This window comes from Bifidobacterium sp. M0404, assembly GCF_016101415.1.
GTDB lineage: Bacteria > Actinomycetota > Actinomycetes > Actinomycetales > Bifidobacteriaceae > Bombiscardovia > Bombiscardovia polysaccharolytica.
Genome location: NZ_JACFQP010000001.1, coordinates 713,122 through 726,705, shown reverse-complemented (window position 1 = coordinate 726,705; position 13,584 = coordinate 713,122). Strand labels below are relative to the sequence as shown.

Sequence of the window (13,584 nt, the reverse complement as noted above, 5' to 3'; positions counted from 1 at the left end):
GCCGATCCTTGCGGATTCTCCGGGAAGGGAGAGCCATGGGCCGTGTGGTCAGCTACAATGACGGACTGAATCGCTGCGAGTTCTGCGGCAAGGATGAGCACCAGGTGCGCCGCCTGGTCAAAGGTCCTTCCTGCGCCATCTGCGACGAATGCATACGTCTATGCGCTCAGATCATTCAGGAGGACATGGCCAAGGACGCTGCCGACCAGCGGGTGACCCTGCCTGCACCCTCAAAGATATTCGCCTATCTGAACCGGTATGTCATCGGCCAGGAGGCCGCCAAGCGCACGCTGTCGGTTGCGGTCTACAACCACTACAAGCGCGTCAACATGGACCTGGGCGACCGTGGGCGTGCTGCAGACACTGCGTTTGAACGCAAGGATGCGGTCCCACGCGTCCAGGTGGACAAGTCCAACATCCTGCTTATGGGCCCCACCGGCGTGGGCAAGACCTACCTGGCGCGGACACTGGCCACCATCATGAACGTTCCCTTCGTCATTGTGGATGCCACCAGCCTGACCGAGGCGGGGTATGTAGGCGAGGATGTGGAATCCGTCCTGCAGGGGCTGCTCCAGGCTGCCGACGGCAACATGGACCTGGCCCAGCGGGGGATTATCTACATTGATGAGATCGACAAGATCGCCCGAAAATCGGGGGAGAACACCTCCATCACCCGGGACGTGTCCGGCGAGGGAGTCCAGCAGGCATTGCTCAAGATCATCGAGGGCACCCAGGCCCGCGTGCCGGTACAGGGTTCGCGGCGGCACGGGGATGTCCGCACGGTCGTCATGGACACGGCCAACATCCTCTTCATCTGCGGCGGCGCCTTCGTCGGTCTTGAGGAGATCGTACGCCGGCGGCTGGGTCTGCGGGAGAGCGGATTCTCGGCTACTCAGGGGTCTGACAGGGTGCCCGACGACCGGGTCATGAGCCAGGTCAGGGCCGAGGACCTGGAACAGTTTGGCCTGCTTCCCGAGTTTGTGGGGCGGCTGCCGGTCATCTCCACCCTGGAGCCGCTGGGTGCCGATGAGTTGCGGAGGGTGTTGACCGAACCGGACAATGCCCTTGTCGACCAGTACCGGCGCATGTTCCTGGATGACGGGGCTGATCTGATCTTCACGGATGCCGCCTTGGATCGGGTTGCGGCCGTTGCCCTGGAGCGCAAGGTCGGCGCCCGAGGCTTGCGAGGAATCATTGAGCACACCCTTGAGGCGACCATGTTCGAGCTGCCAGACAGGACGGATGTTTCCCGTGTTGTGGTGGATGCCGATGCCGTGGACGGGACGGGATCGCCCCGGTATGAGACCGGGCAAGGCGTGGCCACAGCTGCTGGTCGTCGTTTGGCTTGACCCCGCCACGATGAGCCCCGCTGTTGACCGGGCCCGATAGGATGATCATTGTTGCCGGAAGGGAGGCCCCATGGGTGCTCGTAGCGCTGTCGTAGTCACGCACAGCAGGGTCCGGGCAAGCGGCCACCTGGTGGACGAGGTCGAGGAGCAGTTGCGCCGGGACGGGTTTCGCGTTTCGATCGTCGACAACATTGCCGCCCCGGAATTCGGCAGCCCCAGTCAGAAGGTGGCCGATGACACCGAGATTGTCATTGTTCTGGGTGGTGATGGGACCATTCTGCGGGCTGCAGAGCTGGTCAAGGGCACCCAGGTGCCCATTTTGGGGGTCAACCTGGGCCATGTGGGATTCCTGGCAGAGTTCGAGAGCTTCCAGATAGGGGAGGCCATTCGTCGGGTGGCTGATCATGACTATTCCATCGACGAACGCATGGTGGCCCATGTGGACCTGTGGATACCTGGGGCCGATCGACCACTGAGCGACTGGGCCCTCAACGACATGACCCTGGAACGATATGATCGGGGCAAGATGATCGAGGTATCGGTCCGAGTGGACGATGTGGAGATGAGCTCCTTCGGCTGCGACGGCATGATTGTGGCCACCCCAACCGGATCGACGGCCTATGCCTTTTCGGTAGGCGGGCCCATCGTCTGGCCGGATGCGCAGTCGTTGCAGATGGTGCCCATTGCTGCCCATGCCCTTTTTGCCCGATCCCTGATCATCGGTCCAAAGTCGAAATTCACCCTGGATGTCCTGAGTGATTCCCAGTCGGCCGGTTGGATTTGCAATGACGGGCGCCGTCAGCGGCCAGTGCCCAAGCGCTCCCGCATCGTGGTGCGGCAGTCCCACGACATCCTGCGGCTGGCCAGGCTGTCGGGGGTGCCCTTCACCAGACGGCTGGTCTCCAAGTTCGACCTGCCGGTGGTCGGCTGGAGGGAGCAACATCGCCCTTCGGCGGCTGCGAACGGGCAGGATCAGGGGGAGCCGCAGGAGTCGAATAAGGAGCACTGATGCTGGAAGAGCTGGAAGTACGAGACCTGGGTCCCATCCATCATGCCCTGCTACGCCCTGCTGCTGGCATGACGGCCATCACCGGGGAGACCGGGGCTGGCAAGTCCATGCTGCTCAACGCCATCAGGCTGATCTCGGGGTCCACTGCCCGTCCGCAGTTGGTGTCTCCCGGAGCACGTGAGTCGTGGGTCCAAGGGATTTTCGATGCTGGAGCGGCAGGAGCCGAGAATCCAGTGACCGCTGCCGTAACTGAGGCAGGCCTGCCCGCGGAGGATGAGGGACAGATCTTCCTGGCCCGAACCATGCCAGTCAAGGGGCGTTCCCGTGCCGCTCTGAACGGTAGGACGGCCCCTCGTGGCCTGTTGGAGGAGGTGGCTGGGATGCTGGTCACTGTTCATGGTCAGGCGGATCAGATGCGTATGGCCAGTCCGGCCCGGCAGCGCGAATTTCTGGATGCCTATGCCGGTGACGGCCCACAGCTGGAGGCTTTTTCCAAGGCCTTCAGGCAGTACCGACAGGCTCAGGACCATCTGGAGGAGCTGCGTAACCAGCAGTCCGGCGCGATGGCCCAAGCTGATTATCTTCGTGAATCCATTGCCCGGATTGACAGCGTTGACCCTCATTCCGGCGAGGATCGTGAACTCAAGGCCCAGCGGGACCGGATTGAGCATGCTGCCCAGATCAGTCAGGGAGTCATGTCCGCGCTGTCCGCCTTGGACTCCGGCCAAATCGACCCTGATGCTGACGCACCATCGGCCACGGCACTGGTCGAACGGGCTATTGCCGCCTTAGAAGGCATCGGTGTGGAGGGGGTCTTTCAGGAGTCGGCCCAGCGGCTGCGGTCGCTGAATGCCGATCTGTCTGATCTGGTCTTCACCCTGAGTAGCCAATTGGATGACGAAGGCCAGGAGGGCGATCTGGACAAGATCAACGCCCGGATTCACGATTTGGATGAGCTGACCCGACGCTGGGGACCAGATATCGACGACGTTCTGGCTTGGCGCAAGAAGGCTGCATTTGACCTTGAGGACATGGATGCCTCACCCGAGAAGCTGGAGGAGCTCCAAGGGCAGGTTGAGCAGCTTCGCGGAAGCGCCTTGAAAGCGGCACGGAAACTGTCAGCGTCGCGGGGCAAGGCTGCACGAAGACTGAGCGATCTTGTCGATGGCGAATTGCACTCTCTGGCCATGGCGGGCGCCGGGCTGGAGATCCGCGTCAGGCCACGCCAGGACCAGGACATGGACGGGCATGGTCTGGACCAGATCGACTTCCTCTTCAGGCCATATCCAGGTTCGGACCTTCTGCCCATGGGTAAGAGCGCCTCGGGCGGCGAACTCAGCCGACTCATGCTGGCCTTGGAACTGGTGGCCGCCGAAGGCCGTACCTCTTCGGGATCTGACGGGCCTGGCCATGGGCATACTGGTCTCGATTCCCAGGTTGGCGGCCCGACGATGACCTTCATCTTCGACGAGGTGGATGCTGGAGTTGGCGGTCGGGCTGCCGTGGAGCTTGGTCATCGTCTGGCCCGATTGGCTGTCACCGCCCAGGTGATTGTGGTCACCCACCTGCCGCAGGTGGCTTCCTGGGCCGACCGACAGTTCGTCGTGGCCAAAGGACGTGAAGGTGGCGATGCTGTAGAGACCCTGGTCCGCCAGGTAGAGGGCGAAGACAGAGAGCGGGAGATCGCCCGGATGCTGGCTGGCAGCGAGTCTGCGACCTCCCTGAAGCACGCTCGGGAGCTTCTGACCTCCAGCAGGCTCCAGGCCCGATAGGTCTGGTTGCCGTCTACGCTTTGTCGTGCCAACGTTCGTCAATTTAGTGACTTTGACAAGTTTGGGCGACTTTGCAGCCTTTTGCAGCCTCGCCGCTACGTGCTCGACATCCGTCATTCTGTTGCTTTTCGTTTTGATGCTTTGACTGTACTCATTCGGCTGTTGGTGGCCGTGCGGTACGATCATGTTGGATTTTTCGTTGAGTACACCGTGTCCGTCCTTGGCTTGAGTAATGTGGCGGCGACCCGATTCTGATGGCCGTTTGCCTTTACCTGTGATTGGCCAGCAGATCAGCACTACAGACCGTTTCTATCGAATCTTGAATCACGCAGAAAGAAGATCAGCGATAGGCTTGTCTTCATGGCCAAACTGTTATAGTGTATACATGAACACCGGCACAGCTCAGCCAGGGTCGTGCCGACAATCAATGAAAGGGGCTTGGATGAAGCTGATCATCTCATCCCTGTCCGGACAGCCGATTTATCGGCAGATCGAAGACCAGATACGTTCGGCCATTCTGACTGGAGACCTGAAAGCAGGGGAGGGACTGCCTTCGCTCCGACATCTCTCACGAGAACTCAGGGTGTCCGTGCTGACCGTGACCCGCGCCTATACCGAACTCGCTCAAGAGGGTTTGGTGGAAAACATCCAAGGCAAGGGGACCTTCGTGACCGACAGCGGAGACAAGGTCATGCGGCAGCATCTGGAGGACCGCGTGCGGTCCCTGCTGGGCGAGGCGGTCGATACGGCTCGTTGGGCAGGCATGGAGCCGGACCGAATTCGCGGCCTGCTCGACGGTCTGCTGGGGGACAAGGGTTCTGCGCCCGCGTCCGAACAAGGAAAGGAATAGTAGTATGCGTGCATCACCGCCGATGACGACTTCTGGTGAAGAGGTCGACTATGCCCTGCTCGTCAGTGACCTTGGGAAAAGCTACGTCAAGGCTGACGGCACGGGTTTCCGCCTGCACCAGGTCACCATGGACCTGCCCATGGGCTACATCATGGGATTGATAGGTCCCAACGGCGCAGGCAAATCCACCCTGATCCGGCTCTTGCTGAATATGATCCGCCGAGACAGCGGAGAAATCAGTATTCTGGGCCGTGATCCCTTGAGCCAGGAGGAGGAGGTCAAAGCAGACCTGGGTGTGGTCTTCGATTCCATTTATTTCCTAAAGACATGGAAGGTCAAGGCCGTCGAGCCAGTGATGGCACCCATGTATCCCTCCTGGAACAGTGATCGTTATCAGGATTATCTGCATCGGTTCGGTCTACAGGAAAACCGCAGAATCGGCAAGCTTTCCCGTGGCATGCAGATGAAGCTGATGCTGGCCGTTGCCCTCAGTCACGATGCAAGGCTCTTGATTCTGGATGAACCCACCAGCGGCCTGGATGTCCTGTCCAGAGACGAGCTCATGGATATTCTGCTGGACTACATCGGTGACGGTCGTCACTCGGTGCTTTTCTCCACTCACATCACCGCAGATCTTGAACGGGTGGCTGACTTCGTTACCTATATCAATCGGGGATCGATTTTCTACACCGGCTCCAAGGATGAACTGCTGGAGGCTTTTCAGGTTGTGAGAGGGGGACCGGACGATCTGGCTAGAGCGCAGATACCCCATCTGATAGGCCTGCAGCGTTCCGCCAATGGTTTCGAGGCTTTGGTGCCTACTGAACACTTGAAGGATTTTCTGGCATTGGCTTCTCCTGCCGTTGTGGCGTCTTCAGAGGACCGCTATCTGGTGGAGCGGGCCGACTTTGACAACATCATCAGACTGACCGCGGGCTCACTTTCTGCGAGCGAGGAGAATAAGGAGACGGAAGCATGAAGGCGATAGCCAAACAGATCAGGCTGGACCTACAACGTTGCAGCGGAGGCACCGGCGGTTATTGGCCGGGTGTGCTGCTCCTCATCGCTGCACCACTGGTAGGAATCGTCCTGAAGGGCGTTCTCGTCGTAACCGGCCACAACCAGGACGGAAATATAGACTCGTTAAGTGGATTGGTCACAGGTTTCTGCGTTGCAGATGCTGCCGCCATGCAGATCCAATTATTCATTGATTTTTCCTCTTCAGCATCTCGTCTTAATGGCATTGTGCCTATTTCGCGTGATCATCAGGTGCTGGGACGCTATTCGGCTGTTGCGCTACTGGTCCTGGCTCAATGCTGCTGTTTCGTGATTTATTTCCGGATAGCTGGAAGTCAGCCTTGGAAGGGTTCAGATCCTTGGCAGGCTGCGACCTTGTTTACCTTGGCTATCTTCGTGTTCGAAATGCTGCTTTTTGCCTTGGTCGCCCCACTTTTCTACTGGCTTGATCCAGTAAAAGCTCGACGGGCCCTGTTGGTGCTCTTCGCTCTTATTGCCTTGGTCGGTATTGTCTTGGCCTGGCTGCCTTTGGGCTGGGGAACCCTTATGACCAAGTTGGGACGTTTTCTTATAGGGGACCTGTGGAAACCTGTAGTTCTTGGTCTGGCCATCGTCTTGTTGGCGAACCTGATCTCAGCAGGCGTTTCTAGCAGGGTCTACGCGCGCAGGGAGATTGATTGACGCCAGACTTTCAATCTGACAGCGATTATGGTGATTTATGTCCTCGCAGTCCAGGGTCGGCTTCAGGACTGTATGACCGCGTGGCGGACGTAGTCGGACATGTCCCCTGGATCGATGCAGTCCTGGAAGCGTACAGGTGCGTTTTCCAGGGCGCGCAGAGCCTTGGGGGGTCTGGTATTGGTGGCCTCGGCCAGGAAGTCCATGCAGTCGAAATCACTGTCCGGGGTCTCCAGGCCCAGGGATTGGCAGACTACCCGGGGGAACTTGTAGGGGCTTGCTGTAGACAACAGCACCCGTGGCACGGCAGGATCCCTGTCGGTCTGCTTGGTCATGACCTGGTAACCGCAGGCCGTATGCGGATCAATCAGGTATCCCCGTTTCTCCCAGCAGTTGCTGATGGCCGATGCCACCTGGTCCTCGTCGGCCCAGCCGCAGGAGAAGAGCCCGCAGATTCTGGTCATAACGGCTTCGGGCACCTGGTAGCGTCCCGTGGACTCCAGATCGGCCATAAGCGAGGCAATCAGTTTGGTGTCGCCGTCGGCCATGTAGTAGAGCATCCGCTCCAGGTTGGACGAGATTAGGATGTCCATACTGGGGGAGGTGGTGGTGTAGAAGGGGCGGTTGCGGTCGTAAACGCCTGTGGTCAGAAAGTCGTTGAGAACCCGGTTGCGGTCCGAGGCCACGGTCAGCCGGGCCACCGGAAGGCCCATCATTTTGGCATAGTATCCAGCCAGCACATCGCCGAAGTTGCCGGTGGGCACGCAGAATTCGACTGGATCCCCAGGTCCGATCACACCCCGTTCCATCAGGGAGCCATAGGCCCGAAAGTAGTAGACGACCTGTGGAGCCAGGCGGCCCACATTGATGGAGTTGGCCGATGAGAGGACGGTTGAGGCCTTCTCGCTCAGTTCACGAGCCAGATCAGTGTCGGCGAAGATGGACTTGACTGCGGACTGGGCATCGTCGAAATTGCCCCGAACCGCGCAAACCCGCAGGTTGCTGCCCTCCTGGGTGACCATCTGCAGGCGTTGGATCTGACTGACCTTGCCCTGAGGATAGAAGACGGTGATACCCGTGCCCGGCGCGTCCGCGAATCCGGCCAGCGCCGCCTTGCCTGTGTCTCCGGAGGTGGCTGTAAGCACCATGATTCGCTCATCATCGTCTCCGGCCAGCGCCATCAGTCTCGGCAGAAGCTGCAGGGCCACGTCCTTGAAGGCCGATGTGGGTCCGCGGAAGAGCTCCAGTACGAAGTCGTTGCCGCCCAGATCCACCAGAGGGGTGATTGCCGTATCGGACCACTGTTCTCCGTAGGCTGCGTCCAGGCAGGAGTCCAGCTGAGCGGAAGAGTAATCACTCAGCAGTCTCGAAAGGACCAGTTTGGCTGTGCCCTTGTATTCCAGACCGGCAACCGAGGCAGGTTCGATGGTCTCAGTGTCCAGTTCATCGCTGACATAGAGTCCGCCGTCAGGAGCCAGGCCTCGTCTGATGGCCTGCTTGGACTGCAGTTGCTCCTTGCCGCCTCGGGTGCTGTGGTATGTGCTCATGGTTGCCTGCCCCTCCGCCATGTCGCCGAACAGATCATTACCAGGGCATTCTACCCCCGTACAGGAGTCCGAACCATGGCCTTGCTCGGCTCGCGGAGGAAACCGTCTATGGACGCCACGGCCTGCCAGGGGTTGGCATGGCGTACAGTATTGCCCACCAGCCCTGTATCCGTGGCTGGACCTTATAGACAAAGGAGTGACCCATGGTCGAAGAGAACCCGGTACAGCAATCCTACGATGTCCTGAACTCTTCGATCTCGCAGGTGGATCCGGAGATCGCCGCACTGCTGGATGGAGAGTTGGAGCGCCAACGCGGTGGTCTGGAGATGATCGCCTCAGAGAACTTCGTGCCCAAGGCCGTCTTGCAGGCCCAGGGATCCGTACTGACCAACAAGTATGCCGAGGGCTATCCTGGCAGACGCTACTACGGTGGTTGCGAGTGGGTGGACCAGGTCGAGAACCTGGCCCGGGACCGCGCCAAGGCCCTGTTCGGCGCCGAGTACGCCAATGTCCAGCCTCATTCGGGCGCACAGGCCAACGCCGCCGTCTATCAGGCCCTGATCAAGCCCGGCGACACAGTGCTGGGCCTGGCTCTGGATCATGGCGGCCATCTGACCCACGGTATGAAGATCAACTTCTCTGGACGTTTTTACCATGCCGAATCCTACGGGGTCGATCCGAAGACCTTCCGCATCGAGCCCGAGATCATCCGCCAGCGGGCCCTGGAAACCCATCCAGCCCTGATTATCGGCGGATGGAGCGCCTATCCGCGTATTGAGGACTTCGCAGCCATGAAGGAAATTGCCGACGAGGTAGGTGCCAAGTTCTGGGTGGATATGGCCCACTTTGCGGGTATGGTGGCAGCCGGCCTGCATCCCAGCCCGGTGCCCTATGCCGATGTGGTCTCCTCCACGGCCCACAAGACCCTGGGCGGACCTCGGTCCGGCTTCATCCTGGCCCGTCAGGAATATGCCAAGAAGCTCAACTCCTCGGTCTTCCCCGGCAACCAGGGCGGCCCGCTTATGCATGTGATCGCTGCCAAGGCTGTGGCCTTCAAGCTGGCAGGAACGCCTGAATTCAAGGAACGCATGGAGCGCACCCTGGAGGGTGCGAAGATCTTGGCTGAACGCCTGATGGCCAAGGATGTGGCCGACAATGGCATCACCGTGCTCACTGGAGGTACGGATGTCCACCTGGTCATGGTGGATCTGCGCAACAGCGAGATGGACGGCCGCCAGGGTGAGGACCTGCTGGCCAAGATTGGCATCACCGTCAACCGCAATACAGTGCCCTTCGACCCTCGCCCGGCCTCTGTGGCCTCCGGTCTGCGCATCGGGACTTCCGCCCTGGCTACTCGCGGATTCGGCCCGGCTCAGTACGAGGAGGTGGCCGACGTGATCGGCACTGCGCTGGCCCAGGGCCCCCAGGCGGATCTGGATGCTCTCAAGGCCCGGGTGGACCGGCTGGTTGAGGCCTTCCCGCTCTATCCTGAGCTGGACCAGACCCACTGATTGGCCCTTGGAGGAGGGAGGTGCAGCAATGCCCTCCCTCCTCCTGTCATCATTGCCCTCACTGAGGGTTACAATCGGTACAGAATATGGGTCTGGCTGACCCGCGAGGGCGAAAGGATCTGACGAACATGACTGAAAACGAGAACTCCAATCGTCAGGATGTGTTCGATCAGGTTTGTGCCATGGCCGATGCAGCGGCTGTTGCACAAGCAGGTCTGGCAGGCATGACCGGTGAGGCCAGGAACGCTCTCTTGCTGGCCCTGGCCGATGCACTGATCGACCAGGCCGATCAGATTGCAGCAGTCAATGAGCAGGACTGCACGCAGGCTTTTGAAGAAGGAATGAGCGCCGGTCTGATCGATCGTCTGCGCTTGGACAAGGTTCGTATCGCGGATGCCGCCAGCGGCGTGCGCATGGTGGCCGGGCTGACCGATCCCCTGGGCGAGGTGGTTCGCGGCCATGACATGCCCAACGGCATGCGGCTCAATCAGGTGCGGGTTCCCTTGGGCGTGGTGGCCATGATTTATGAGGCCCGACCCAATGTCACCATCGATGTGGTGGCCCTCTGCCTCAAGTCTGGCAATGCGGCCCTTCTGCGAGGGGGTCACGCGGCTGAACGCACCAATCACGCCCTGGTGGAGCTGATAGGCGGGGTACTTCGTGAGCAGGGGTTGGATCCGGCTCTGGTGGCTTCCGTGGACCGATACGGTCGCGAGGGGGCCCAGGCTCTGATGAAGGCACGCGGTCATATTGATCTGCTGGTGCCCAGGGGTGGCCGAGGGCTGATCCGCAGCGTAATAGAGCAGGCCACCGTGCCCACCATCGAGACCGGGGCTGGCAATGTCCATATTTATGTGGATCGCTCGGTGGATATGGATCAGGCCATTCCCATCATCGTCAACGCCAAGACCCAGAGGGTGGGTGTCTGCAACGCCGCTGAAAAACTGATCGTCCACAGGGATGTGGCCGCTGAGTTCCTGCCACGTGTGGCACAAGCGCTGACCCAGGCACAGGTCGAGTTGCACCTGGACGCGGTCTCCATGGACATCCTGGCCGGTCATGGTCTGCCTGAAGAACTGCTGGTCCGCGCTGAGGAAGCCGACTGGGACCGTGAGTATCTGGATTTGAAAATGGGAGTGCGCGTGGTGGACTCCCTTGACCAGGCCATCGAGCACATCAACCGTCACTCCACCGGCCATACCGAGGCCATCCTGGCCCGGGATTATGAGGCTGTTGAAGAGTTCTCTCGTCGGGTGGATTCAGCTGTGATCATGGTCAACGCCTCAACGCGATTCACCGATGGAGGCATGTTCGGCATGGGTGCCGAGCTGGGCATCTCCACCCAGAAGCTGCATGCCCGAGGACCCATGGGTCTGCAGGAACTGACCACCACCAAATGGATCGGCTACGGCAGGGGGCAGGTGCGGCCGTGAACGAGAAGATCGAAGAGCTCTTCCAACGCGAGCACGACAATCCACGCATCTGGCTGAGGGTGGCTTCAGAGCGGCTAAGCCTGCTGCGGTACGTCTTTCTGGTCCAAATCGAGGACGGCATCCCGGATGCAGATCAGCGCTCCTGCCTGGAGTACGCCGATGCGGTCCTGATTGGATGGCCGGACGAGCATGCCGATGATGTGTACGACCTGGACCAAGACCAGCTCAACCAGGTCAGGCATGACATCACCGTCATGGAGGAACGGGTGCCTGTCTTCCGCAAACAGGAGCAGGAGGGGCGCATCGCTGATCTGTCCGATTCATTGGTAGCCATCACTGGATGCGTGGCCCAGGTCCGTCGAGCCTACCAGCCAGGCTTTCCCCTGCCCACCTATTCCGAGATCCGCCGTGTGGTTCAGGAAGAGTGGAATGCCGATATGGAGCGGATCGATCCCGACAGGGTCAACCCCAGCGCCGAGCAAATGCGCCAGGAGGCCGAGTCCGAAAACGAGGAGAACGCCTCGGAAGCCAGACGGGAGGGCGAGCAGGCGTGAACCGGATGATGTCTGAACTGTCCAAGGAGGGGGAGTCTGGGCAGGAGCCATCAGATATTGATCGGGCCTGTGGGCCATCCCACCATAACCGTCGACCCCGGGTGGGAATCATGGGCGGCACCTTCGACCCCATCCATAATGGCCACTTGGTGGCTGCCTCGGAGGTGGCCTGGGTCTACGACCTGGATGAGGTCATCTTTGTGCCTACCGGCCGTCCGGCCTTCAAACTGAACAAGACGGTGACCAATGCCGAGGACCGCTATCTGATGACCGTAATCGCCACGGCCTCAAACCCCAAGTTCACGGTCTCCAGGGTGGATATTGAGCGTCCTGGCATCACCTATACCGTGGACACCCTGCGCGACATCAAGCGGATGCGCCCCGACAGCGATCTCTTCTTCATCACCGGGGCGGATGCCGTGGCCGAGATCATGCGTTGGAAGGATGCCAACCGGATGTGGGATCTGGCCAAGTTCGTCGCCGTCTCCCGACCGGGCTACTCATCTAGTCTGCGCGATTTTCAGGTGCCTGCTCAACGGGTGGATACCTTGGAGATTCCGGCCCTGTCCATCTCGTCCACGGACGTGCGGCGTCGTTCGGCCCGTGGCATGCCGGTCTGGTACCTGGTCCCGGACGGGGTGGTGCAGTACATCAAGAAGCACGGGCTTTACCGCTCGGCTTCCTGAGCATCGCATACAGTCGGACGCGCCAACACGGACTGCCCTGCTGTGTCAGCGCGCGCCATTATTATGGAGGCTGTCCGCTTCAGCGAAAACAACGTTTGGAGATATGGTGAGCGCGATACTCAAAGGCAGACCAGGAAAAAATCTCATACTTGTCACAGGCCGGACCCATCCCAGACTCGCGGCGGACGTGGCCGATCAACTCGGCATTGACGTCTTGGAGACGACAGCATACGACTTTGCCAACGGCGAGATGTATGTGCGTTATACGGAGTCGGTGCGTGGAGCCGATGTCTTCGTTTTGCAGACCCATTCCGACCCGGTCAACAAGTCCATCATGGAGCAGCTGATCATGATCGACGCCCTCAAGAGGGCCTCGGCGCGGTCCATCACCGCTGTCTGCCCACTCCTGGGCTACTCCCGTCAGGACAAGAAGCATCTGGGCCGCGAGCCCATCTCCTGCCGACTCATGTTCGACCTGCTCAAGGCGGCCGGTGCGGACCGAATCATGTCGGTCGACCTGCATGCCGCCCAGTCCCAGGGCTTCTTCGATGGACCTGTGGATCACCTGATTGCCATGCCTGTGTTGGTGGACTATGTGCGCGACCGGATGGATCTGTCCAAGGTGGCCGTGGTCTCTCCCGATGCGGGCCGCATCCGGGTGGCCGAGCAGTGGGCCCAGCGTCTGGGAGGTGTGCCCCTGGCCTTCATCCACAAGACACGTGACATCACTCAGCCCAATAAGGCTGTGGCCCATCGGGTGGTGGGCGACGTGCGCGGCCTGGACTGCGTGCTGGTGGACGACTTGATCGACACCGGCGGCACCATCGCCGAGGCCTGCAACGTGCTGGATGAGGCTGGCGCCAACTCCATCACCATTGTGGCCACCCATGGCGTCATGTCCGGACCCGCCGTGGAGCGGCTCAAGTCCTGCAAGGCCAAGGAGGTCATTCTGACCGATACGGTTCCCATTCCCCAGGAGAAGCGCTGGGATGGCCTGACCGTTCTGTCCATCGCCCCCCTGCTGGCCTCGGCCATCAAGGCGGTCTTCGAGGACGGCTCGGTGGCCCGCCTCTTCGACACGTATCCAGCTCATCATGGTCAGGGTTTCCTCTTCGCTTAAAGCCTTGCCTGCCCGGCATGGCGTGGCGTAATCGTCCGGCTGTGGCATAATGAACCTG

The 13,584-nt window shown here is 60.4% G+C and carries 12 protein-coding genes; 11 read left to right on the top strand and 1 reads right to left on the bottom strand.

Annotated features, from left to right (window positions below):
• The first annotated feature begins 35 nt into the window (after positions 1-35).
• The 6 genes from clpX to H3T93_RS03000 all read left to right on the top strand — a co-directional run bounded on the left by clpX (position 36) and on the right by H3T93_RS03000 (position 6,678).
• Entirely contained in the window at positions 36-1,349 is a 1,314-nt protein-coding gene (gene clpX / locus H3T93_RS03025) for an ATP-dependent Clp protease ATP-binding subunit ClpX (protein ID WP_144176943.1), read from the top strand.
• Between the two features lie 70 nt (positions 1,350-1,419).
• On the top strand, positions 1,420-2,358 hold the full coding sequence (locus tag H3T93_RS03020; protein ID WP_144176945.1) for an NAD kinase: 939 nt from the start codon (positions 1,420-1,422) through the stop codon (positions 2,356-2,358).
• Positions 2,358-4,130 (top strand): DNA repair protein RecN, encoded by a 1,773-nt coding sequence (locus H3T93_RS03015; RefSeq protein ID WP_144176946.1) that lies wholly within the window; start codon positions 2,358-2,360, stop codon positions 4,128-4,130. Before H3T93_RS03020 ends, H3T93_RS03015 begins: the two co-directional genes overlap by 1 nt.
• 442 nt (positions 4,131-4,572) lie before the next feature.
• Entirely contained in the window at positions 4,573-4,980 is a 408-nt protein-coding gene (locus H3T93_RS03010) for a GntR family transcriptional regulator (protein ID WP_144176947.1), read from the top strand.
• Between the two features lie 22 nt (positions 4,981-5,002).
• Complete coding sequence (locus H3T93_RS03005) at positions 5,003-5,959, top strand: ABC transporter ATP-binding protein (RefSeq protein ID WP_411674996.1); 957 nt, start codon at positions 5,003-5,005, stop codon at positions 5,957-5,959.
• Positions 5,956-6,678, top strand: a complete 723-nt coding sequence (locus H3T93_RS03000) for an ABC-2 transporter permease (protein ID WP_144176949.1) — start codon at positions 5,956-5,958, stop codon at positions 6,676-6,678. Before H3T93_RS03005 ends, H3T93_RS03000 begins: the two co-directional genes overlap by 4 nt.
• Positions 6,679-6,740: 62 nt before the next feature.
• Here the strand turns inward: H3T93_RS03000 and thrC are convergent, their stop codons facing one another.
• Positions 6,741-8,222: a threonine synthase gene (gene thrC / locus H3T93_RS02995; RefSeq protein ID WP_144176950.1), complete on the bottom strand. Its 1,482-nt coding sequence runs from the start codon at positions 8,220-8,222 to the stop codon at positions 6,741-6,743.
• Positions 8,223-8,425: 203 nt separating this feature from the next.
• On the opposite strand from thrC, the gene glyA reads away from it, so the two are divergent.
• From glyA to H3T93_RS02970, 5 genes are all read left to right on the top strand, one after another.
• Positions 8,426-9,733, top strand: coding sequence for a serine hydroxymethyltransferase (gene glyA / locus H3T93_RS02990; protein ID WP_110417070.1), 1,308 nt, complete (start codon positions 8,426-8,428; stop codon positions 9,731-9,733).
• Between the two features lie 128 nt (positions 9,734-9,861).
• Complete coding sequence (locus tag H3T93_RS02985) at positions 9,862-11,166, top strand: glutamate-5-semialdehyde dehydrogenase (protein WP_144176951.1); 1,305 nt, start codon at positions 9,862-9,864, stop codon at positions 11,164-11,166.
• Entirely contained in the window at positions 11,163-11,720 is a 558-nt protein-coding gene (locus H3T93_RS02980) for a phosphoribosylglycinamide synthetase (protein WP_144176952.1), read from the top strand. The genes H3T93_RS02985 and H3T93_RS02980 overlap by 4 nt, the downstream gene beginning before the upstream one ends.
• 5 nt (positions 11,721-11,725) lie before the next feature.
• On the top strand, positions 11,726-12,406 hold the full coding sequence (gene nadD / locus H3T93_RS02975) for a nicotinate-nucleotide adenylyltransferase (RefSeq protein WP_144176954.1): 681 nt from the start codon (positions 11,726-11,728) through the stop codon (positions 12,404-12,406).
• A 103-nt stretch (positions 12,407-12,509) separates the two neighbouring features.
• The gene (locus H3T93_RS02970) at positions 12,510-13,526 is read left to right on the top strand and encodes a ribose-phosphate diphosphokinase (RefSeq protein WP_029678934.1); all 1,017 of its coding nucleotides are present in this window, start codon (positions 12,510-12,512) and stop codon (positions 13,524-13,526) included.
• Positions 13,527-13,584 lie beyond the last annotated feature (58 nt).

Coding starts and splice junctions, on each gene's coding strand:
- H3T93_RS03010 (WP_144176947.1), top strand. CDS start 4,573: ATGAAGCTGATCATCTCATCCCTGTCCGGACAGCCGATTTATCGGCAG.
- H3T93_RS03005 (WP_411674996.1), top strand. CDS start 5,003: ATGACGACTTCTGGTGAAGAGGTCGACTATGCCCTGCTCGTCAGTGAC.
- H3T93_RS03015 (WP_144176946.1), top strand. CDS start 2,358: ATGCTGGAAGAGCTGGAAGTACGAGACCTGGGTCCCATCCATCATGCC.
- clpX (WP_144176943.1), top strand. CDS start 36: ATGGGCCGTGTGGTCAGCTACAATGACGGACTGAATCGCTGCGAGTTC.
- H3T93_RS02985 (WP_144176951.1), top strand. CDS start 9,862: ATGACTGAAAACGAGAACTCCAATCGTCAGGATGTGTTCGATCAGGTT.
- H3T93_RS03000 (WP_144176949.1), top strand. CDS start 5,956: ATGAAGGCGATAGCCAAACAGATCAGGCTGGACCTACAACGTTGCAGC.
- H3T93_RS03020 (WP_144176945.1), top strand. CDS start 1,420: ATGGGTGCTCGTAGCGCTGTCGTAGTCACGCACAGCAGGGTCCGGGCA.
- thrC (WP_144176950.1), bottom strand. CDS start 8,222: ATGAGCACATACCACAGCACCCGAGGCGGCAAGGAGCAACTGCAGTCC.
- nadD (WP_144176954.1), top strand. CDS start 11,726: ATGATGTCTGAACTGTCCAAGGAGGGGGAGTCTGGGCAGGAGCCATCA.
- H3T93_RS02970 (WP_029678934.1), top strand. CDS start 12,510: ATGGTGAGCGCGATACTCAAAGGCAGACCAGGAAAAAATCTCATACTT.
- glyA (WP_110417070.1), top strand. CDS start 8,426: ATGGTCGAAGAGAACCCGGTACAGCAATCCTACGATGTCCTGAACTCT.